This window comes from Dinoroseobacter sp. S375 (assembly GCF_049800775.1).
GTDB lineage: Bacteria > Pseudomonadota > Alphaproteobacteria > Rhodobacterales > Rhodobacteraceae > Dinoroseobacter.
Window position 1 is genome coordinate 1 of the sequence record NZ_JBNAFR010000007.1, and the last position, 22,147, is coordinate 22,147.

Annotated in this window: 19 protein-coding genes and 2 tRNA genes; 15 read left to right on the forward strand and 6 right to left on the reverse strand. The window is 65.2% G+C overall.

Annotated features, from left to right (window positions below):
- Positions 1-39: 39 nt before the first annotated feature.
- From ACP150_RS15115 to ACP150_RS15130, 4 genes are all read right to left on the reverse strand, one after another.
- Positions 40-1,193, reverse strand: a protein-coding gene (locus ACP150_RS15115) for an IS3 family transposase (RefSeq protein ID WP_424964469.1) whose coding sequence is annotated in 2 segments (ribosomal slippage) — positions 40-932 and positions 932-1,193 — 1,155 coding nt in all. Because the reading frame shifts where the segments join, the coding sequence is not laid out codon by codon here.
- A 388-nt stretch (positions 1,194-1,581) separates the two neighbouring features.
- On the reverse strand, positions 1,582-2,748 hold the full coding sequence (gene arsB, locus ACP150_RS15120) for an ACR3 family arsenite efflux transporter (protein ID WP_424967729.1): 1,167 nt from the start codon (positions 2,746-2,748) through the stop codon (positions 1,582-1,584).
- Positions 2,749-2,777: 29 nt separating this feature from the next.
- On the reverse strand, positions 2,778-4,004 hold the full coding sequence (locus tag ACP150_RS15125) for a glycosyl transferase (RefSeq protein WP_424967501.1): 1,227 nt from the start codon (positions 4,002-4,004) through the stop codon (positions 2,778-2,780).
- A 26-nt stretch (positions 4,005-4,030) separates the two neighbouring features.
- A complete protein-coding gene (locus tag ACP150_RS15130) occupies positions 4,031-4,819 on the reverse strand; it encodes an HAD-IIB family hydrolase (protein WP_424967502.1) in 789 nt (262 codons plus the stop codon).
- A gap of 163 nt (positions 4,820-4,982) precedes the next feature.
- On the opposite strand from ACP150_RS15130, the gene ACP150_RS15135 reads away from it, so the two are divergent.
- The 6 genes from ACP150_RS15135 (at position 4,983) to ACP150_RS15160 (ending at position 9,179) form a co-directional block, all read left to right on the forward strand.
- A tRNA-Val gene (locus ACP150_RS15135) sits at positions 4,983-5,058 on the forward strand.
- Positions 5,059-5,214: 156 nt separating this feature from the next.
- Positions 5,215-5,943 (forward strand): helix-turn-helix transcriptional regulator, encoded by a 729-nt coding sequence (locus ACP150_RS15140; protein ID WP_424967503.1) that lies wholly within the window; start codon positions 5,215-5,217, stop codon positions 5,941-5,943.
- A gap of 109 nt (positions 5,944-6,052) precedes the next feature.
- Entirely contained in the window at positions 6,053-6,316 is a 264-nt protein-coding gene (locus tag ACP150_RS15145) for a hypothetical protein (RefSeq protein ID WP_424967504.1), read from the forward strand.
- A gap of 175 nt (positions 6,317-6,491) precedes the next feature.
- Positions 6,492-7,430 (forward strand): pirin family protein, encoded by a 939-nt coding sequence (locus ACP150_RS15150; protein WP_424967505.1) that lies wholly within the window; start codon positions 6,492-6,494, stop codon positions 7,428-7,430.
- 169 nt (positions 7,431-7,599) lie between these two features.
- A complete protein-coding gene (locus ACP150_RS15155; protein WP_424967506.1) occupies positions 7,600-7,908 on the forward strand; it encodes an ArsR/SmtB family transcription factor in 309 nt (102 codons plus the stop codon).
- 68 nt (positions 7,909-7,976) lie between these two features.
- On the forward strand, positions 7,977-9,179 hold the full coding sequence (locus ACP150_RS15160) for an oxidoreductase (RefSeq protein ID WP_424967507.1): 1,203 nt from the start codon (positions 7,977-7,979) through the stop codon (positions 9,177-9,179).
- A gap of 38 nt (positions 9,180-9,217) precedes the next feature.
- Here ACP150_RS15160 and ACP150_RS15165 read toward each other — a convergent pair whose 3' ends face one another.
- Entirely contained in the window at positions 9,218-10,024 is an 807-nt protein-coding gene (locus ACP150_RS15165) for a LuxR C-terminal-related transcriptional regulator (RefSeq protein ID WP_424967508.1), read from the reverse strand.
- A 188-nt stretch (positions 10,025-10,212) separates the two neighbouring features.
- On the opposite strand from ACP150_RS15165, the gene ACP150_RS15170 reads away from it, so the two are divergent.
- The 9 genes from ACP150_RS15170 (at position 10,213) to ACP150_RS15210 (ending at position 20,418) form a co-directional block, all read left to right on the forward strand.
- Complete coding sequence (locus tag ACP150_RS15170; RefSeq protein WP_424967509.1) at positions 10,213-10,395, forward strand: hypothetical protein; 183 nt, start codon at positions 10,213-10,215, stop codon at positions 10,393-10,395.
- A complete protein-coding gene (locus ACP150_RS15175; RefSeq protein WP_424967510.1) occupies positions 10,395-11,579 on the forward strand; it encodes a CynX/NimT family MFS transporter in 1,185 nt (394 codons plus the stop codon). The genes ACP150_RS15170 and ACP150_RS15175 overlap by 1 nt, the downstream gene beginning before the upstream one ends.
- An 83-nt stretch (positions 11,580-11,662) precedes the next feature.
- A complete protein-coding gene (locus tag ACP150_RS15180) occupies positions 11,663-12,550 on the forward strand; it encodes a LysR family transcriptional regulator (protein ID WP_424967511.1) in 888 nt (295 codons plus the stop codon).
- Positions 12,551-12,637: 87 nt separating this feature from the next.
- The gene (locus tag ACP150_RS15185) at positions 12,638-13,450 is read left to right on the forward strand and encodes a putative hydro-lyase (RefSeq protein WP_424967512.1); all 813 of its coding nucleotides are present in this window, start codon (positions 12,638-12,640) and stop codon (positions 13,448-13,450) included.
- 37 nt (positions 13,451-13,487) lie between these two features.
- The gene (locus ACP150_RS15190) at positions 13,488-14,525 is read left to right on the forward strand and encodes a TRAP transporter substrate-binding protein (RefSeq protein WP_424967513.1); all 1,038 of its coding nucleotides are present in this window, start codon (positions 13,488-13,490) and stop codon (positions 14,523-14,525) included.
- Between the two features lie 56 nt (positions 14,526-14,581).
- Positions 14,582-15,145: a TRAP transporter small permease subunit gene (locus ACP150_RS15195; RefSeq protein ID WP_424967514.1), complete on the forward strand. Its 564-nt coding sequence runs from the start codon at positions 14,582-14,584 to the stop codon at positions 15,143-15,145.
- 3 nt (positions 15,146-15,148) lie between these two features.
- Complete coding sequence (locus ACP150_RS15200) at positions 15,149-16,432, forward strand: TRAP transporter large permease (RefSeq protein ID WP_424967515.1); 1,284 nt, start codon at positions 15,149-15,151, stop codon at positions 16,430-16,432.
- Positions 16,433-16,504: 72 nt separating this feature from the next.
- Positions 16,505-20,080 (forward strand): hydantoinase B/oxoprolinase family protein, encoded by a 3,576-nt coding sequence (locus ACP150_RS15205; protein WP_424967516.1) that lies wholly within the window; start codon positions 16,505-16,507, stop codon positions 20,078-20,080.
- A 261-nt stretch (positions 20,081-20,341) separates the two neighbouring features.
- Positions 20,342-20,418 (forward strand) — tRNA-Asp (locus tag ACP150_RS15210).
- Positions 20,419-20,480: 62 nt separating this feature from the next.
- Here the strand turns inward: ACP150_RS15210 and ACP150_RS15215 are convergent.
- Positions 20,481-22,106: a leucine-rich repeat domain-containing protein gene (locus tag ACP150_RS15215; RefSeq protein WP_424967517.1), complete on the reverse strand. Its 1,626-nt coding sequence runs from the start codon at positions 22,104-22,106 to the stop codon at positions 20,481-20,483.
- Between the last annotated feature and the right edge of the window lie 41 nt (positions 22,107-22,147).

Here is a 22,147-nt window from a genome sequence, read left to right on the forward strand (position 1 = left end):
TGAGCTACTCCCCAATGTTTGGACAGTTTCCGGCGTGATCTAAGCTACTCTCTGCTCCTGCTGATCGGGTTGGGTTTCGTCTTTTCTCAGCCAATAGACCATGGCTGGCGGTTGGCCGCCAAGGGCGGAATGGGGGCGCTTGCGGTTGTAGAACTCGATCCATTTTCCGACACCCGCCGTCGCCTCTGATCCGGTTTCCCAAGCGTGCAGGTAGACGCATTCGTATTTGAGGCTTCGCCAGAGCCGTTCCACGAAGATGTTGTCGAGGAAGCGTCCCTTGCCATCCATCGAGATGCGCACGCCGGATCGCCGCAGCCGGTCGGTCCAGGCAAACGACGTGAACTGGCTGCCCTGGTCGGTGTTCATGATCTCGGGCGGGCCGAAGCGGTGGATCGCCTCGTTCAGCGCCTCGACGCAGAAGTCTGCTTCCAGCGTGTTGGATATGCGCCAGGCCAGCACCTTGCGGGTGTACCAGTCCATGACCGCCACCAGATACAGGAACCCACGCCGCATCGGCAGATAGGTGATATCTGCGGCCCAGACCTGGTTGGGCCGGGTCACCCGCAAACCGCGCAACAGATAGGGATACGTCTTGTGCCCCTTCGCCGCCTTGCTGGTGTTGGGCTTCTGGTAGATCGGCATGAGCCCCATCAGCCGCATCAATCGGCGGATACGCTTCTCGTTGACCAGATGTCCCTCGTTGCGCAGGTGCCAAGTCATCTGCCGGACACCGAAGAACGGTGTTTCCAGGAACTGCTCGTCGATCTGACGCATCAGCATCAGGTTCATCGCCGTCTCGCCCTTGGGCGTGTAGTAGAATGATGACCGCGAGATCGACAGCAGCCTGCACTGTTTGCCAATCGACAGATCGGTATTGGCTGGTTCAACCATCTTCCGCCTCACTTGCCGGTCCACGGTTTGAGCTTTCGTGACAGAAAATCATTGGCCACAGCCAGCTCCCCGATCTTGGCGTGCAGGTCCTTGACCTGTTCTTCGTCCACTTCCGGCGTCTTTCGGCCACCACGCTCGAGCACGCCAGACGCGCCTTCAAGCAGCGCACGCTTCCAGCTGTGGATCATCGTCGGGTGAACGCCAAACTGGCTTGCCAACTCAGCAACCGTCCGCTCGCCCTTCAATGCCTCAAGCGCAACTTTGGCCTTGAACTCAGGCGAATGGTTCTTCCGTTTCGACATCTCTGATCTCCTCTTCGTCGAAGATCAGCAGACAGCAATTCGTAGCTTACGTCAGTGTCCGAATTTCGGGGGGTAGCTCATCCTACCGATCCAGCATGGGCCGATGGAACGCTGCAGATCTAAACAATATATGCCCTGAGGCGGACACTAAACTACGATCACTGCAGCCTTTTTCAGCTAGGAAAAATGAGATCTACGCTCGAATTAGAGATTTGTCTGCAAAGAAACACACTTCACTTGAACCTCAAGTAAGGCAGGAACAGAGGAGAGTGAGCGTTACTCGTGCAGGCTCAGGGAGTGTTTCATGGGGTGCTGGGGTGAGGTTTGGTGAAGGGGTGCGTGTATTGGGTGTTCCAATTAACCCAAGAACGCAGTTGCCTGCTCACAATCAGAGTATCGACGTGTCAGAAGAAGTCTGGGTAAGATTTAATTTAAAAGAAAGCGGTGAAGACGCTTGGGCACTTTGCAAACAAGCTCCGCCCGCTACAAGTCGAGTTTTAGAGGTGCTCTTTGGCTGAAAGTCCTGAACCCAGGACGTCTCCGGAAACCTGTCTCGTGTGTGGTTGGCGAAGGCGACCAGGGACAGCATCACTGGCACTTCCACCAGCACGCCGACCACTGTGGCGAGGGCGGCGCCTGAGCCGAGGCCGAAGACGCTGATCGCGACGGCGACGGCCAATTCGAAGAAGTTTGAGGTTCCGATCAGGGCGCAGGGGGCGGCGACCTTGTGGGGCACGCGCCAGGCCTTGGCGGCGTAATAGGCGATGAAGAAGACGCCATAGCTCTGGATCAGAAGCGGTGCGGCGATCATGGCGATGACCAGCGGGGTTTCGAGGATGACGCGCCCCTGAAACCCGAAGAGCAGCACCACGGTCAGCAGCAGACCTGCGACGGAGGCGGGCTTGATCCGCGCCTGAAACGCGGCGAGCGCGGGTTCTCCGCCTTGATCCAGCATCCGCTTGCGCACCAACACGCCCGCAGCCAGCGGGATCACCACATAGAGCGCGACCGACAGGAGCAGCGTCTCCCACGGCACGACGATATCCGTCATCCCCAGCAAAAGTGCGACGATAGGGGCGAAGGCAAAAACCAGCACCACGTCATTCACGCTCACTTGCACCAGCGTATAGGTCGGATCGCCCCGGGTCATGGTCGACCAGACAAAGACCATCGCCGTGCAGGGCGCAGCGCCCAGAAGGATCACGCCCGCCAGATAGGCCTGTGCATCCTCTGGCGGGATGAAGGGCGCGAAGATCACGTTGAAAAACAGCACCCCGAGGGCCGCCATGGAGAAGGGCTTGATCAGCCAGTTCACCACCAGCGTGATCACCAGCCCCTTGGGCCGCGTCGCCACGCCGCCCAGCGCGCTGAAATCCACGCCCAGCATCATGGGAAACACCATGGCCCAGATCAGCACCGCCACGGGCAGGTTGACCGAGGCCACCTCCAGCGCGGCAAGCGTGGCGAAGACACCGGGCATCACGCTGCCCAGCAGCAGTCCCGCCCCGATGGCCAGCGCGACCCAGACCGACAGGAACCGCTCGAACCGGCCCATGGGGTTGGGCGCCGCCGCGGCGGTCTCGCTCATGTCTCGCCGAATTCCGCCACATCCGCGGCCGCGGCCTTGCGGAAATCCTGCAGGAAGGCGGGGTCGGCGGCATGGACCCGGTTCCAGGTCGGGATGAAGGGCGTCTCCGAAGGGTTGTCCAGAAACGCCTGACCCGCCCGCATGATGTTCTCGGCAAAGAGCTCGATCGACTGCTCCTCCCGGTGGCGGTCGATGGTCAGCCCGTTCATCTTGGCGTCCGAGTAATAGGCCTCCAGCAGGTCGAGGGCCGAACGGTAATAGGTCGCCTTCAGGGTGCGGAAGACATGGGTCGTGAAGACCGTGCCATCGGCGGCCAGCTTGCGGAAGATCGACTTGCAGATATCCGTCGACATGCGGCTGAGCCCGGTGGAGGCGTCTTCTTCGCTCAGATCCTGATGCTTGTGGTCATAGGCATCCGAGATCTCGACCTGACAGACCGCCTTGGGCGCGAGGTTGCGCCAGGCCTCCGAGAGCACACCGATCTCGAGCCCCCAATCCGACGGGATCCGCAGGTCCGGCAGGATGCCCGTGCGCATGGCGAACTCCCCCGAGAGCGGGTAGCGGAAGCTGCGCAGGTAATCGAGGTAATCACGATCCCCGATCACCCGTTTCAGCGCGATCAGCAGGGGCGAGACCAGCAGGCGCGTGACCCGCCCGTTCATCTTGTCCTCGCCGATCCGCGGGTAATAGCCTTTGGCCACCTGATAGGGGAAGTTCGGGTTCACCACCGGATAGACCAGTCGGGCCAGCATATCGCGGTCATAAGTCAGGATATCGCAATCATGGATCGCCATGACCGCACTGTCCTGACAGGCCATGAGGTAGCCGAGGCAGGACCAGACATTCTTGCCCTTGCCGGCCTCCTGCGGATAAAGGCCCATGGCCTCCAGCCGCGCGCCCAGCTCCAGCATCCGCGGGCTGTCATTCCAGATGACGATATGTTCCTGGGGCAGGCGGCTGAAGAACTCGCGCGCATGCCGGTACTGGGCCTCATCGGCGCGGTCGAGCCCGATGATGATCCGGTGCAGATAGGGCACCTCCGCCAGCTCGTTGAGGATATGAGGCAGGGCGGGGCCCTCAAGCTCGGAATAGAGCGAGGGCAGGATCAGGCTGATCTTGCGCGTCTGGGCGTAAACCGAGAGCTCATAGGTGATCTCATCAACCGACCGCGTGCGCAGATTGTGCAGCGTTGCGATGTTTCCGTTCTGGTGAAAGTCTGCCACGCCTCTAGCCCTTTTATCTTTGTCGTTTACGCGCCCAGGGAAGAGACTACGGCGCGCACCGCCATGTTCCAACCGGAAGGGCCAGGTTTTTTCGTGCGGCGGATGGGCCCATCGGGGCCCGCCTCTCCGCGCAGGGGGGGCAGGGGGCGGCTATGGGGATTGGCCACCACGATGCCGATATCCGCTGTCTCCAGCATTTCCACGTCATTCGGCGCATCCCCGAGCGCGAGCGTCAGGCCCGGGCGGTAGGTCGCGATGATCTCGGCCATGCGGTCCGCCTTGGTGCCGCCAAAGGACAGGGTGAGGAACCGCCCGCCGCGCCGGGCCTGCAACCCCTGATCCGCAAGGGCCGCCACGAAGGCGGCCTCGCTGGCCGCGTCCCCGTCCCAGAGCCCGGGTTCCGAAAAAGCGCGCTGCCGTGCCATGGCGGCCTCCGACATGCGGAGGCCGGTGACCCGCGCAACCTCGCCGTCAGTCATATCTCCGAAGCCCCGGAATTGTGCGCGCAGATCCGCGGGCAGCGCGTCGAGCGCGCCTCTGAGGCGCGCATAGGTTCGGGCATCAGGATCAGGGGCCGCATGGGGCGCCAGCAGCCCCGCGCCATTTTCGACAATGGCCGGACAGTCCTCGCGCCCGAGGGCGGCGCGCAGAGGCGCGATCTCGGCGGCGGTCTTGGAACTGGCCAACACCAGCGGTGCGCCGATCTCGGCCAGCGCATCCAGCGCGGGCTGCGCCGCAGCATAGCTGTAGCTGTCATGGTCCAGAAGGGTGCCGTCGAGATCGGTGAAGACAAGCAAGGGGACGGGCGTGGTCATGGGGCTTGGTTATCGGCTGCGCGTCGCGCTGCCAACCGGCCCCGATGACGCGCGCCCGGGATGTGGCGAAAGGGGCGCGGCCCCTTGTGGGGACAGCAGGATCGGGCGCTGTCCACACGGCCTCTTGCCATCGGGTCGGGAACTGCGCTAGGACGCGGCCCATGGGTGATTAGCTCAGTTGGTAGAGCGCTTCGTTTACACCGAAGATGTCGGGAGTTCGAGTCTCTCATCACCCACCATCCCTCTGATTTTCAAATGAATTCTGCGCGGTTGCGTCCGCGGGTGTGACGGCTTTTCTGCCGCTTTCGATCGCGAGAGGCGCCTTCCCCCTTGCCCGCACTGGTTGTGCCGGGCTAGCGTGGGGATGACAGATTGCCCTTGGGGAAGCCGGCATCATGACCCGACTGGAAACCTATATGAAGGGCGTGGCCGAGGCAGAGATCCCGGAACGGATCTGGGATGCGGTGCTGCCCTTTTCGCAATCTTTTGGCATCGACAAGGTGAGCTATCACCACAATCGCGGGTTCGGCACGGCCCAGCAGCCCGATACGGCGGTGTTCACCCGGGGCTTTCCCAATGAATGGGTCTGCACCTATGTAGATGAAAAGCTCTACGAGGTGGACCCGATCCCGGCCTATGCCGCCCATGCCACCCAGCCCTTCCGCTGGAGCGATATCGGCAAGCTCACCCCGCTCAAGCAGCCGGAGACCGAGTTTCTCAAGCGACTGATGGCCGAAGGGCTGGGCGACGGGCTCGCGCTGCAGGTGTTCGGGCCGAATATGCGCAACGGCTATGTGGGCGTGGGGTTCGCCAAGCCCAACCCGGATCTCAGCGCTGCCGATATTCGCGAGTTGCAGGCCGCCGCGCAGGTCGCCCATCTGCGCTACTGCACATTGGTGCCCGATGGCGCGCCCGCCGCGCTGACCCCGCGCGAGGCGGAGGTGCTGACCTGGATCGCCCGCGGCAAGAGCAATTCGGTCATCGCCGACATCCTCGGCGTCTCGCCCCATACGGTCGATACACTGGTGCGCCGGATCTACGGCAAGCTCGAAGTGGCCGACCGCACCACCGCCGCGATCCACGGGATCGGGGCGGGCCTGATCCAGCCCTCACGCTCCGCCTGATCCAGCCCGCTTTTGTCACGTAACCCCGTGACAGCCACGGCCTGCACTCTGTGGCACCACCGCGCCTTTCAAGAAACGTCCTGTGGTGCCATTGAAAGGAGTTCAACCGATGCAACCACCTACGACAAGTCACTTTGTACGGTTTCATATTGATGCCTCTCTGGATGCGCTCGCCCTGCTGAGCGAAAGCGAACGGGCCGAGCTGTCTTTTGATCTGGCCGCGTCCCTGACAGAGCTCGCCCATGCGAGTGTCGAGACCAGCCTGCCGCCCAGCACCAGCCTGCGCATGCTCTCGGCGGCGTCCGAGCTGCGCGCGGCGAGCCTCTCCGAGCGCAACCGCCGCGAAAGCCAGGAGCTGCGCCAGGAGCTCTGACCGGGCGGCTGCGACCCGGCATGTGCCAGGGCCAGCGCCCGGATCCCCATCCCCGTCCCCTCGATCCCCATCTCCGGTTCTGTGCATTCTTGCGCAGAATCTGCTTGTCTGCGCGGGCTGCATTGCGCAGCCGCACGCGCTACGCTCCTCGTGAACCGCAACACAGGAGACCGCCATGAGCTGGAACCCCGCGCTTGATCCCCATTGCCCCCTCGGAGACGAGGTGGATGCCATCGAAACCCTGATCATTCCCCGCGCCCGGGATCTCGGTGCGCTGGAGGTCCGTCGCGCCTTGCCGGCGCCCAAACGGCAGATGGTGGGCCCCTTCATCTTCTTCGATCAGATGGGCCCGGCGGAGTTCCTGCCGACCAAGGGGCTCGACGTGCGGCCCCATCCTCATATCGGTCTCGCGACAATCAGCTATCTCTATCGCGGACGGATGCATCATCGCGACAGCCTTGGCACCGACGCCTGGATCGAGCCAGGAGCGGTGAACTGGATGGTCGCGGGCCATGGCATCACCCATTCCGAACGCACCGACGACGCGACCCAGACCGAGCCCATGCCGTTTTTCGGCATCCAGACCTGGGTGGCGCTGCCCAAGGATCACGAGGACCGCGCGCCGGAATTCGAGCACGCCCCGGTGGACGCGCTGCCCTTCATGGAAGGGGAGGGCAAGGAGGTCCGCCTGATCCTCGGCCACGCCTATGGCGAGCGCGCGCCGGTGAAGACCGCCTCTGAGATGTTCTATGCCGATGCGGTGCTGCAGCCCGGGGCCAAGCTGCCCCTGCCGGATGATCACGAGGATCGCGGGATCTATGTGGTCGAAGGGGCCATCACTGTGGCCGGAGACACCTATGAAGCAGGCCAGATGATGGTCTTTCGTCCCGGAGACCGGATTTCCGTGACCGCAGGCGGGCAGGGCGCCCGTCTCATGCTGCTGGGGGGCGAGACGCTGGAGGGTTCGCGCTACATCTGGTGGAATTTCGTCGCCTCCTCGCAGGAGCGGATCGATGAGGCCAAGGAGGCCTGGCGCGCTGGCGACTGGCAGCATGGCCGCTTCCAACTGCCCCCCGGGGACGATCAGGAGTTCATCCCGGCCCCGGATCGCTAGGCGCAGGCCGGACCAAAAACCGCGCACCCGGTTGTCCCGGGTGCGCTGAAAAATTAAAAAGCACAATCAAGACAGCCAGATAGTGGCGGATCTGCATGTAGCGCGCCAAGTCATCTCACGAGGCGGTCGACCCTTGACAAGTTCGAGGTAAATCGAGATATCTCGATATATGGACATTGATGCCGCCCTTGCCGCCCTGAACAACCCGACCCGTCGGAAGATCCTCGAATGGCTCAAGGATCGCGACAACTTCCCGCCCGCGCTGCCGGAACATGCAGAGCTTGAAGGCGTCTGCGTGGCCTATATTCAGGACAAGGCGCAGCTGTCGCAATCCACGATCTCGACCTATATGGCCGCGCTCAGAAAGGCGGGTTTCGTCACATCCGAGCGCCACGGGCAGTGGACCTTCTACCGCCGGGACGAGGCGGCCATCGCGGCCTTCCTGTCGGCCTTCGACGGCGAGTTGCGCAACACCTAGCTTTCCCCCTCCGTCATTTTCAAAATTTGCACCGATATATCGAAATATCGCGATGAAAGGATGCCACCATGTCCCATACCCCCGCCGAGAAACTGGCCACCCCGCTGGACCTGCCCGGCGGGGGGCGGCTCAAGAACCGTCTGATCAAGTCGCCCATGTCCGACAGTCTTGGAAACGGGGCGGGCGACCCGACGCCCGACCAGATCCGGCTCTATGAACGCTGGGCCGAGGGTGGTGCGGCCCTGTCCCTGATCGGCGAGGTGCAGATCGGCCCCCATGCCCCGGAAAGCCCCGGCAATCTCGTGCTGACCCCGGGCGGGGCCGAGACGCTCTGGCGGGCGCTGGCGCAGGTCGGCGCAGCGCAGGGCGCGCAGATCTGGCCGCAGCTCGGCCATGCCGGGGCACTGGCCCATGGCGCGCTGGCCCGGGCGAAAGGGCCATCAGCATTGACACTTAAGGGCCGCGAGGTCGCGGCGCTGACAGAGGATGAGATTGCAGCTCTGCCCGGGGCCTATGCGACCGCGGCGGCGCGGGCCAAAGCGCTCGGCTTCCGCGGGGTGCAGATCCATGCGGGGCACGGGTTTCTGCTGAGCCAATTCCTGTCGCCCTTCTTCAATCACCGCCGGGACGGCTATGGCGGCTCGGTGGCGGCGCGGTTCCGCCTGATCGGCGAGATCATCGCGGCCACGCGCCGGGCCGTCGGGCCCCAATTCGCCCTCGGCCTGCGGATCAACGCCACGGATCAGCTCAGGGGCGGGGTGACCGAGGCCGACGCGCTGGAGACGATCCGGCTGCTCTCGGCAACCTCCATAGACCTGATTGATATCAGCGGCGGCAGCTATGTGCCCGGCGCGCCCGCAAGCTCCGACGGCACGGCGCAGAACGGCCCCTATTTCGCGGAGTTCGCGGCAAAGGCGCAAGCGATCACGCGGATCCCGCTGGTGGTGACCGGCGGGGTCAAGACCCGCACCGAAGCGCTCGCGCTGCGCGCTGGCGGGGCGGCGGCGGTGGGGCTTGCCCGGGCCATGGTGCTCGACCCGGCGCTGCCCATCAAATGGCTGAGCCCCGAGGGCGGGGATCCGGCCTTTCCGCGCTTCGCCACGCGGCCACCGGGCGGGATCACCGCATGGTATACCGGGCGTTTGGCCGCGCTGGCGACGGATCGCGAAGACAGCTTCGCCGCTGACTTGCCCGCTGCACTCGCGGCGGTGGCAGCACGGGATGCGGCGCGTGTACCCCATTGGCAGGCGCGGTTCGGCCCCCCGGCCTGAAACGCGCGGCATGACCCCCCCGGGAGGCGGCCTCGGAATTACCCGTCGCGGGCCCGGGCCGCGCTGACCAGCCGGGCGTTTTCCAGCGCGATCACGCTCTGATCCGCAAAGATCCGCGCCAGTTGCAGGCTGTGCTGGGAAAACGGGCGCACGGTCTGGCGATAGATGGTGAACGCGCCGACCAGCCGGTCCGCCGCCAGCATCGGGATCGCCACGAAACTGCGCGCGCCCCCCAGATCAGCCGTGGCAAAGCGCAGGGGGTCATCGCTCTGGTAGAGCGGCTCGCTTTTGACGTCGATGATGTTGACCACATCGCGCTGATACACCATGCGCCCCAGCCCGGTCTCGGGCCCGGCGGCAAAGACCCCGCGCGCCTCCATCCAGGCCTTGAACGGCTCGGGGATGCCCTTGGAGAACCGCGCGCCGAAGCGCCGGTCGCCATGGTACTCGAACAGGATCCCGAACTCCGCATCGCACAGGTCCAGCGCGTAATTCAGGATCCGGGGCACCACCTGATCCAGATCGCCCTGAGCGTCGGAGATGATGCGCAACACTTCGCTGAGCGCTTTCTCCCGGGCCAGCGCCTCTTCGAGGCTCAGGGCCAGCTCCGACAGGGCCGAGCTCAGCTCTGGTTGGGTTCTGGGCTCGGGCGCAGGCCCGTCGAGCCGCGCCATCAGCTCGAGCTTGGACGACACTTCGAGCTTGCGATAGATCGCCGCCAGATGGGTCCGGACCGTGGAGGGGGCCAGACACAGGCTCTCGGCGATCTGCTGATAGGTCGCGCCCCCGGCATAGGCCTCGGCGATCTGTCGTTCCCGGGGGCTGAGAGGGGGATGAGACTGCACGCGGTCCTGCCTTGTGTCGCGCGCCGCCGGGCGCGGGTGAATGTCACGAATGCTGTTGGGCCAGTTTATCCTACAAATGCAGTAGGGAAATACAGCAAAAGTGCCACGCATTTACAGCATCTGCCCGATGGTTCCGGTCCGCCGGGTCGCCTAGCCTGAGCCCCCACCACCACGGAGACGCGCCCAGTATGACCCTCGCCCCACATGACAGCACCGGACACACGGTGCGAAAGAGCGAGCGGCAATGGGCGCGCGGCCTGCGCGGGGGCGCCGTCACGCCCGGTCCGACCCTTCTGGGCGCGGTGCCGAGCGACGGTGCCACGCGGCAGGCCACCGGGTGCGGAGGCGCGGGGATGCGCGCATCCCTGTGATGCGCTGGCGGATCCTCGCGCTTCTTTTTCTGGCCCGGATCGGGCTCGGCCTGCAATTTCAGACCATGGCATCGGTGGGGGATGATCTCTCGGTTGCCTTCGGCTTCGACTGGGCGGGGATCGGCGTTCTGATCGGTCTCTTCATGGCGCCGGGCCTCGTGCTGGCCCTGCCGGCGGGCTATTGGGGGCGGTTTGTGACGGACCGGATCATGGTGGCCGCGGGGCTCGGCGTGCTCGCACTGGGCGGGGGCCTCTGCGCGCTGGCCGCAGGACCATGGAGCCTCGGTCTCGGCCGGGTGCTGGGCGGGGTCGGGTTCCTCTTCACCACGCTCTATTTCACCAAGATGGTGGCCGACTGGTTCGACGGGCGCGAGATCGCCACGGCCATGAGCATTCTAGTGATGTCCTGGCCGCTGGGCATTGCCATGGGGCAGCTCGGTCACGCCTGGCTGGCGGCGCAGTGGGGCTGGCGCGTCCCGTTCCTCGCGGCCTCAAGCTACACCCTGTTGGCCGGGCTCGCGGTGTTCTGGCTCTACCGCCCGCCCGCGGGGCTCCCGGCGGCGCAGGGCGGCGCAGCGCCGAGCCTGTCGCCGATGGAATGGCGGCTGATCCTCTGCGCGGCAGGGGCCTGGGCCGCCTTCAACGCGGCCTATGTGGTCTACCTCTCTTTTGGTCCGCAAATGCTGAGCCACCACGGGCATTCCGATCTGGCCGCCGCCGGGGTGATCAGCCTCGCCAGCTGGCTGATGATCTTTTCCGGGGCCGCCTGCGGCCAGCTCGTGGACCGGTTCGGGCGGCGCAGCCTCGTGCTGACCAGTTGCATGGTCGCGGCGATCGCCGCCGTGCTCCTGCTCGGCGCGCCGGCGGGCGGGCCGGGCGGAGGGCTGGCCGCAAGCCTGCTCTTCGGGCTGGTAGGCATGGCCCCGGCGGGGGTGATCATGGCGCTGGCCGGACAGGCCCTGCGCCCCGAGACCCGCGCCTTCGGCATGGGCGTGTTCTTTACGATCTACTACGCGCTGATGATGGTCACGCCGCCGGTGGCGGGGCTCCTGCTGGACAAGACCGGCGCGCCCGAGGCCCCGCTCTGGCTGGCCGCCGGGCTCTTTGCGCTGGTCGTGCCGCTCGGCTTCGGCTTCGAGCTCAACAAGACCGCCCGGGTCCGCCCCGCCCCGGGGCAGGCCTAGGCGCGGCTGGAACTGTGCCCGGCTTTCGGACAAGGTAGACCAACCCCACAGCCCCGCTCACGCCAGACCCTCCGGATCCGCCCATGCGCCGCCTGAAGCTCGACCATCTCCAGACCTTCCTCGCGGTCGCCCAGTACCGCACGGTCAGCAAGGCCGCCGACGCGCTGAACCTCACCCAGCCCGCGGTCACCTCGCGCATCAAAGCGCTGGAGGAAACTCTCGGTACCGCGCTCTTCGAGCGCAACGCCAAGGGCATGCGCCTGACCCAGCGCGGCGACCTGCTGGTGCATTACGCCCAGCAGTTCCAGCATCTCAGCAATCTGGTCGAAGAACGCGTGGTGGATGCCCATGCGGTCGAGCAGCTCCTGCGCCTCGGTGTCTCCGAGACCATCGCGCAAAGCTGGCTGCCGGATTTCGTCGGGGCGCTGCGGGCCACCTATCCGAGGCTGAAGATCGAGATTTCCGTGGATATCTCGCTCAACCTGCGTCAGCAGCTCATGGGGCGCGAGATCGATCTCGCGATCCTGCTCGGCCCGATCTCGGAATACACGGTGGACAACACGGTCCTGCCGGATGTGCCACTGGCCTGGTTCCGCGCTCCGGGGGAGGATCCGGACCCTGCCGCCCCGGTGGACCTGTCCCGGATCCCGATCGCCACCTATGCCAAAAACACCCGCCCCTACAGGGAGTTGCGTGCCGCGATGTTCGAACGCTTCGGCCCCGAGGTCTCGCTCTTTCCCTCCTCTTCGCTGTCATCCTGCTTTCGTCTGGTAGAGGCGGGGCTCTGTGTCGGGGCACTGCCCATGTCGCTCGCGGACCGGTCGGTGGCGGCGGGGCGTCTGGTGCAGTTCGACCCGGGCTGGGTGCCTGCGCCCCTGCAGTTTTCTGCCTCCTATCTGAGCGAGCCGCGCAACCATCTGGTCGAATCCGCGGCGACGATCGCACGGGAGATCTCGCTCCAAGAGGCATAAGAAAAATCTATGGATTGAGCCAAAAATTTTGGATTTGATTTTATGGAGGCCTGCGCGGATCGTAGCCGGAACCAAAAGGATTCGACCGTGCCCCAAGATTTTGAGCCCCTGAAATCGGTGACAACTGCCCAGATGCGGGCCCAGATCCGGGCCTGTGCCTATCGCGGACATACGGCGGGGCTGGGGGGCAAGACGCTGCAGGCGAACCTCGCGATCCTGCCCGAGGCGCTGGCGCTGGACTTCATGCGGTTCTGCCAGCGCAATCCGAAACCCTGCCCGCTGGTGGGGGTGTCGGACACAGGCAATCCGATGCTCACCACGCTGGGGGCGGATATCGATGTGCGCACGGATGTGCCCGCCTATTACGTCTATCGCGAGGGCACGCTGAGCGAGACGGTCCATGATCTGGGGGCGCTCTGGCGCGACGATTTCGTGACCTTCGCCCTGGGCTGTTCCTTCACCTTCGAGCATGCGCTGCAGGAGGCGGGGTTCGATCTGTGGCACATCGCGCAGAACACCACCGTGCCCATGTATGCCAGCAATATCGCGACCGTCCCGGCGGGCCCGTTCCAAGGCCCCATGGTGGTCAGCATGCGCCGGATCCCGAATGACCGGCTGGACGAGGTCGTGGCGATCTCGCGGCGCTTCCCGCTGGCCCATGGCGGCCCGGTGCATATGGGCGATCCGGCCGAGATCGGCATCGCCGATCTGGGACGTCCCGACTGGGGGGATCCCGCCCCGGAGGCCCCCGGCACCACGCCGGTCTTCTGGGCCTGCGGGGTCACGCCTCAGGCCGCGATCATGCATGCCCGCCCCGAGATCTGCATCACCCACAAGCCCGGGCATATGCTCATCACCGATATCGCCGATGATGCGGAAACCCCGATTTTCACCCTTTGACCCAAACAAAAAACCGATCCAACAGGAGACAGACCCCATGAAAAGACTTGCAACAACGCTGGGCGCGCTCGCCCTGACGGCGACCTCCGCCATGGCCGACAGCCCCGTGGTGCTGAACGCCGTGGGCACATGGTCCAGCCTGACGAATTTCCAGAAACACGAAGAGCCCTTCTTCAACCAGCGTCTCAACGAGGCCTCAGGCGGCAACATCGTCGGCAAGATCCAGTCGCAATCCGGTCTGGGCCTAAAGGGGTTCGAGATCATGCGACTGGTCAAGAACGGCGTCTTCGACTTCGCCTTTGGTCTGCCGGGCTATGTGGCCGCCGAGAACGCGATCTTCGAGGGCGCGGACCTGTCCTCGTTGACCCAAGACATCGAGACCCAGCGCAAGGTGTCGGACGCCTACTTCCCGACGCTTGAGGCGGCTTTCGCAGATATCTATAACGCCAAGCTGCTGATGCTCTACCCGTTCCCGAGCCAGACGCTCTGGTGCAATGGCGAGGTGAACGGCATTGCCGATCTCGATGGCAAGAAGATCCGCGTCTATTCCACCACGCTGGGCGATTTCGTCGAGGGTGTCGGCGGGACCTCCGTGACCGTGGCCTTCTCCGAGGTGATCCCGGCGCTGGAAAAGGGCGTCGTGGATTGCGCGATCACCGGCACCATGTCCGCCTATACGGCCAAGTGGAACCAGGTCGCGACCCACGCCTATACCCTGCGTGTGGGCTGGGGCCTCGCCTTCGGGGCGATGAACATGGACAAGTGGAACAGCCTCTCGGCGGATCAGCAGTCCCTGCTGCAGACCGAGATCGCCACCCTGACCGAGGCCATGTGGGCCGAGACCGCCACCGAGGATGACGTGGCCATCTCCTGCATCACCGGCGGGGCCTGCGAGGTGGGCGAGCCGGGTTCCATGACCCTGGTCGAGCCCTCGGCCGAGGATCTTGCCCTGCGCGACACGATCGCCACGGAAGTGGTTCTGGCCCGCTGGGCCGAGCGCTGCGGCGAAGACTGTGCCGCCAACTGGAACGAGACCGTGGGTCCGATCCTCGGCCTGACCGCCGCGGCCAAGTAAGCCCATCACCCGGGGCGGGTCGCACCGCCCCGGGACGGATCCGAAGGAGACCCCCCATGCTTGATACGCTCCTCAATGGCACACGCAGGCTCAGCCTCGTGCTGACCTGGATCGGCGGGACGCTGATCGTGCTCTCGGCCTTTCTGGTCACGCTGGAGGTCTTCCTGCGCAAGATCTTCAATGTCTCGCTGGGCGGCGCGGACGAGATCTCGGGCTATGCCTTCGGCGTCGCCACGGCCCTCGCCCTGTCCTTTGCCCTGTTCGAGCGCGCCCATATCCGCGTCGATGCCCTGCTGGGAGTGATCCCCAAGGTGCTGCATCCGCTGATCAACCTGCTGGGGCTTCTCCTGCTGACGGGCTTCGCGCTCGTGGTGGTGGTGATGGTCTGGAGCATGGTGGGCGACACGCTCGAGAACGGCTCCCGCTCGATCACGCCCATGCGCGTACCACTCGCGATCCCGCAGATCCCCTGGATGCTCGGCTGGATGTTCTTTGTCTTCTCCGGCCTGCTGATCGCCATCGTCGCCATCCGGCAGCACATCATGGGCGACGAGGCCGGGGTGCAGGAACTGATCGGCGTGAAATCCCTCGACGAACAAATCGAAGACGAAACGGTCTGATCCATGCTCCTCAAAACGCTTCTTATCCTGCTGGCCCTCATCGGGTTGGCCGTCCCCATTGCGGCCTCTCTGGGCTGGCTCGGCCTGATCCTGCAATGGACCGACAGTCCCATGCCGCTCCACCGGGCGATCTCGGATATGGCCTGGCAGACCTCGACCGACTTCCTGCTCGTGGCGATCCCAATGTTCGTGATGATGGGGGAGATCCTGCTCCGCGCCGGCATCACCGAACGGATGTATGACGGCATCGTCAAATGGTTGGGCTGGCTGCCCGGGGGGCTGATGCACTCCAATATCGGCAGCTCCGCACTCTTTGCCGCGACCTCCGGCTCCTCGGTGGCCACGGCGGCCACGATCGGCACGGTCGCCGTCCCGCAGATCAAGAAGCGCGGCTATAACGAGAGCCTGTTTCTCGGCACCGTCGCCGCCGGAGGCACACTGGGCATCCTGATCCCGCCCTCGATCAACCTGATCCTCTATGGCCTCTTGACCAACACCTCGGTGCCCGAGCTCTACCTTGCCGGGTTCCTGCCGGGCTTCCTGCTGGCGCTCTTGTTCATGGCGACCGTTGTGGTGGCCTGCATGATCAAGCCCGAATGGGGCGGCGAAACCCTGCGCCATACATGGGCCGAGCGGCTCCGGGCGCTCCCGGCACTGATCCCGCCGCTGGGCATCTTCATGGTGGTGGTCGGCTCGATCTATGCCGGGCTCGCCACCCCGACCGAGGCGGCGGCGCTGGGCGTGGTGGCGGCCATGGTGCTCGCGGCCTTCAACCGCAAGCTCAGCATCGACATGATGCGCCAGGCCATCGAGGGGACCATGCGGACCACGGCCATGATCATGCTGATCATCATCGCGGCGGTGTTTCTCAACTTCGTGCTGTCGATCATCGGGCTGACACAGGCGCTGACGGATTTCGTCACCGGCCTCGGCTGGACGCCCATGCAGACCATGCTGATGATCGTCGCGGTGCTGATCCTGATCGGCTGCTTCATGGAAACACTGTCCATGCTGCTGACCATGGCGCCGCTGATCACGCCCATCGTGGTGGCGCTGGGCTTTGACCCGGTCTGGTTCGGGATCCTGCTCATGGTGCTGCTGGAGACCGCGCTGATCACGCCACCCATCGGGATCAACCTCTATGTGGTGCAGGGCATCCGCAAGGCCGGGCCGATGATCGATGTGATCCGGGGGGCGCTGCCCTTCGTGGTGACCATGTTCGTCATGCTGGCCCTCTTGCTGCTCTTCCCGCAACTGGCCCTGTGGTTGCCGTCACTCGTCTACTGACGCGCGGCAACCCTTTTCACACGTCAACACGGAATGACTGCCGGCGCTGCCGGCACATAAAGGAGCTTTGCCATGTGGCAGTTTTGGGTGGACCGGGGGGGAACCTTCACCGACATCGTGGCGCGCCGCCCGGATGGGACACTGCGCACGCATAAGCTGCTCTCCGAGAACCCGGAGCGCTACGCGGATGCCGCCGTCCAAGGGGTGCGCGAGCTGATGGGGCTGGAGGGGGACGCCCCGATCCCCGAGGGCGCCATTCAGGCGGTGAAGATGGGCACGACCGTGGCCACCAACGCCCTGTTGGAGCGCAAGGGCGAGCGCACGCTGCTGCTGATCACCAAGGGGCTGCGCGACCTCTTGCGGATCGGGTATCAGAACCGGCCCCGGCTCTTTGATCTGCAGATCACGCTGCCCGAGCTGCTCTATGATGACGTGATCGAGGTCGACGAGCGCATTGGCGCCGAGGGGGAGGTGATTACCCCGCTGGATACGGACGCCACCCGCGCCGCGCTGGCCCAGGCCCATGCCGAAGGCTACCGCTCCGTCGCGGTGGCGCTGATGCACAGCTATCGCCATCCGGACCATGAGCGCGCCATCGGCGAGATCGCCCGCGAGATCGGCTTCCCGCAGGTCTCCCTCAGCCATGAGGTCAGCCCCCTGATCAAACTTGTCGGGCGTGGCGATACGGCGGTGGTCGATGCCTATCTCTCGCCGATCCTGCGCCGCTATGTGGATCAGGTCGCCGGCGCGCTGGGCGCGGGGCAGGGCGGGGCGGCCAAGCTGATGTTCATGCAGTCCAATGGAGGTCTGACCGATGCGGCGCTCTTTCAGGGGCGCGACGCGATCCTGTCCGGGCCTGCCGGGGGCGTGGTGGGCATGGTGCGCACGGCGGCGGCCTGCGGCTATGACAAGCTGATCGGGTTCGACATGGGCGGGACCTCCACGGATGTCTGCCATTATGCGGGGGCCTATGAACGCTCGTTCGAGACCGAGGTCGCGGGCGTGCGGATGCGCGCGCCGATGATGTCGATCCATACGGTCGCCGCCGGGGGTGGGTCCATCCTCAGCTACCGGGATGGAAGGATGCAGGTCGGCCCGGAAAGCGCGGGCGCCAATCCCGGACCCGCCGCCTATCGCCGAGGCGGGCCGCTTACCGTGACCGATTGCAACGTGCTGCTCGGCAAGCTGCAGCCCGATCATTTCCCCCCGGTCTTTGGCCCGAATGGCGATCAACCCCTCGACCGGGAGGTGGTCCGCGAGAAATTTGCGGCTCTCGCCGCCGAGATCGGCAGCGACAAGAGCATCGAGGAGCTTGCCGAAGGCTTCCTGCGCATCGCGGTCGAAAACATGGCCAATGCGATCAAGAAGATCAGCGTGCAGCGCGGCTATGACGTCACCACCTATACGATGAACTGCTTTGGCGGGGCCGGGGGGCAGCATGCCTGCCTCGTGGCCGACGCGCTGGGGATGGAGCGGATCTTCATTCACCCCTACGCCGGGGTGCTTTCGGCCTTCGGGATGGGGCTGGCGGATATCTCCGCCATTCGCGAGCATCAGTTTCAGGGCGCGCTGGGCGATCCCGAGGCGGTGACCCGGCTTGACGCGCTGGCCCGGGCTGCGCAGGCCGAGGTTGCGGCGCAGGGCGTCTCCGAGGCCGAGATCGAGGTGATCGCCACGGCCCATATCCGCCCCGCCGACGCGCAGCAGAGCCTCTCCGTGCCCTTCGGCACGCCGGAGGAGATGCGCGCGGGCTTTGTTGCGGCCCACCAGCAGCGGTTCGGCTTTGCCCCGGACGTCTCGGCCCTGATCATCGAGATGCTGGTGGCCGAGGCCGTGGGCAAGACCGGTGAGGAGGTGACCCTGCCCGAAGCCGCCCCCATGCCCCTGAACGAGACGCAAGTGCGGCTCTATACGGACGGGGCGCAGCGGCCGGTGCCGCTGGTGGACCGTACGCGCCTGCAGGCCGGGCAAAGCGTGACCGGTCCCGCGATCCTCACCGAGCCCACGGGCACCAACATGGTCGAGCCCGGCTGGACCGCGACCTGTCTTGCCGGGGGCAATCTGGTGCTGACCCGCGAGGTGCCGCTCGCGCGGGCCGAGGCGATCGGCACCTCCGTCGATCCCGTGATGCTCGAGGTCTTCAACAACCTTTTCATGTCCATCGCCGAGCAGATGGGCGCGACCCTCGCCAACACCGCCTATTCCGTGAACATCAAGGAGCGGTTCGATTTCTCCTGCGCGATCTTCGATCAGAACGGCGATCTCGTGGCCAATGCCCCCCATGTGCCCGTGCATCTCGGCTCCATGTCCGAAAGCGTCCGCACGATCCTGCGCCAGAATGCAGGGCGGATCCGGCCCGGGGACGTGTTCATGATGAACAACCCCTATAATGGCGGGACGCATCTGCCGGACGTGACCGTGATCACCCCGGTCTTTGACGCGGACGGGGCCGAGATCCTCTATACGGTCGCCTCGCGTGGGCATCACGCGGATATCGGCGGCATGACCCCGGGCTCCGCCCCGCCCGACAGCCGCCATATCTCTGAAGAGGGCGTGCTGATCGACAATGTCCGCCTCGTGGATCAGGGCGTGCTGCAGGAAGACGCCGTGCGTGCCCTGCTGGCCTCGGGCCCCTATCCCTGCCGCAACGTGGATCAGAACATGGCCGACCTCGCCGCGCAAATCGCCGCGAACGAGACCGGCGCGACCGAGCTGCGCAAGATCACCGCGCAGTTCGGGCTGAAGACCGTGCAGGCCTATATGGGCCATGTGCAGGACAACGCCGAGGAAAGCGTGCGCCGGGTGCTCGACGTGCTCCATGACTGCCGCTTCTCCTATCCGCTGGATGGCGGGGCGCGGATCGAGGTGGCGATCTCGGTGGACCGGGCGGCGCGCACGGCGGTGATCGACTTCACCGGCACCTCCGGGCAATCGCCCCTCAACTACAACGCCCCGCGTGCGATCTGCGCGGCCGTGGTGCTCTATGTCTTCCGAACCCTTGTCGGCAGCGACATCCCGATGAACGAGGGCTGCCTCAAGCCGCTGAAGCTCATCGTGCCCGAAGGCTCCATGATCAATCCGCGCGCCCCCGCGGCCGTGATCTCCGGCAATACCGAGGTCAGCCAGGCCATTGCCGACGCGCTCTACGGCGCGCTGGGCGTGGTGGCAGGCAGTCAGGGGACGATGAACAATTTCGTCTACGGCAATGCGCGCTTCCAGAATTACGAGACGATCTGCGGCGGCACCGGCGCCGGGGCGGGCTTTGACGGCACGAGTGCGGTGCACAGCCACATGACCAACACGCGGATGACGGATCCGGAGGTGCTCGAAACCCGCTTCCCGGTCCGGCTGGAGGAGTTCTCGATCCGCCGCGGCTCCGGCGGGGCAGGAGCCCATCGGGGCGGGGACGGGATCTGCCGTCAGCTGCGGTTTCTCGAGGAGGCGACGGTCACCGTCCTCTCCTCCCATCGCGAGACGCCGCCCCACGGGGCCGGGGGCGGCGCACCGGGGCAGGTGGGGCGCAACGCGGTCCTGCGCGGCGATGGCACCCGCGAGCCCCTGGCGGGCAATGATCAGGCCGTGCTGCTGCCCGGCGACCTCTTCACCATGTGCACCCCGGGCGGTGGCGGCTTCGGCACACCCGGCTGAGCGGTGGCGCCCCTCGGGGAGGGGCGCCTGTCCCGCGGGCGGGCCATCAGACCGCCTCGGGCCCATGCCCCGGAGCCCTGCTGGCCAGCGAGGCGCTGCCAACCCCGCCGCGAAGCCCGAAGGGCAGGGCCCACGGCCCTGCCTGCCGGATCCGCGCAGGCGGCATGGCAAGGCCCGGCGCAGGAAAATGCGTGATCTGCAATTATCCGCCCGAGATCCGCTTGACGTCCCCGACGCGCCTGCCTAAACACAGCGCCACGCGCGGTTGTAGCTCAGATGGTTAGAGTACCGGCCTGTCACGCCGGGGGTCGCGGGTTCGAGCCCCGTCAACCGCGCCACTTTCCCCCTCCGACCCATGACCGGACAAAGCGGCGCGACCGCTATGCCCTGCCTGCCCTCGCTAGAGCAACGTCCCGCCCGGCCCTTTGGGCCCCAACACCGTCGTCAGAAGATCCCGAACCCAGGACGTGAATGCACTGCCCCAGCCTTGCGCCGCGGTCCAGATCGCATCCCTGTTCGCGCTGATCCAATCGGCCGCCCATTGATACCCGTCCGCGCCCGCTTGGTTCAGGCCTCCCTGCACCAGAGCTCCGGCGCCCAAAACCAATCCCGTTACAAACACTGTCCGCGCCTGCGACAGCCGCCCTTTTGTCTGCGAGGTCGCTAGAGCCTGAGCTACCTGTTTCGCAGCTTCCGTCGCTGGAACCTGCGCATCGGCAACCGTCCGGGCCAAACGGCGTTCACTTTCCGCCTCCACCTCCGGCACAGGCTTGCCGGCAAACTCGGCATTGCGGGCCTCCATCAAAACGACTGTCGGATGCCCCATGGTGATCCCCGGCCCATGGCGCAGCACCTGTCCGATGGCCAAGCGGCAATCGGGATCCATCTGCTCCGCCTTGGGGCGGTTGGCATCTTCTGCGCGAATATCCTCCAGCGCGGAGAGTTGCAGGTGGATGCCGAGAATATTCGCCGTCTCGAAAGGACCAGAGGTCAATTCCCGCAATGCCCGCGCCGGGTGCGAGAGTTCTGGATACCGGTTGCCCTTTTGTAACAACGCCTCCGCAAAGCCGCCCAACTGCGCATAAAGCTGCGCCTTGATCGGATCCGACAGATCCGCTTCGGTCGCCGTGCCCGGCGCGACATCGATACCCTCCGGACTGACCCGGACCTCGGGAACGCCCGGCACATCCGGCGGATCGGGCAGCGGTGACGGAGCGGCTTTCTCCGTCGCCCGCCATGGCAACGGCTCCGGCAGTGGCGGCAAGCTGCGGAGATAGGCCAAGGTCTCCGCCGTCCGTTCCCGCACATTTTCCACGGCCGCAAGACGTCGCAGCTCCGGGTCCATCTCTGTCGCGGGCGTGTTCATAAAACGCAGGTCTAAAATCGGCGATGGTTTCCGTCTGCTAGCCGAGGGCTGCAATTTTGCAAGACTGCGCAGGTCTGCGATCTGAGAATTGTTCAGATCGAGGATTTGCAGTCTAGTCATCCCGGCAAGGGGCGCAATATCCGTGACCTGCGTGTTGTTTAGGGAGAGGTTCTGAAGCCCGTTGGTCCCTGCGAGGGGCGCGATGTCGGCGACCTGCGTGGTGTTGAGGGAAAGGCTCTGAAGCCCGGCGATTCCGGCGAGCGGATTTGTGTCCGCGACCCGCGTGTTGCCAAGCTGCAGGACCCGTAGCTCTGAGATACCTGCGAGGGGCTCTATGTCGGCGACCTGCGTGTTTTTGAGGGAGAGGCTCTGAAGCCCGGTGATCTCGGCAAGGGGGGCAAGATTCGTGACCTGCGAGGCACTGAGATCTAGAGTCCGCAGTCCGGAAACTGCGGCGAGGGGTGCGATGTCTACGACCTGCGTGTTACTAAGATTCACGTAATGCAGGCCAACCACCTCGGAGATCTGAGCAGGGATGTCTCGCAAAGCTCGGAAGGGTTTTCTGTTAAAATTGAACTCCGTCAACTTGGCTGCGATGACGCGTTCGATCTCCGCTTCGGCTGCAGCGAAGGCGCGGGCGGCGGCGTCTGTTACGCTCATGGACTGCGGTTCCTTGGAGAGGCTTGGGGGCAGTGTGCTCG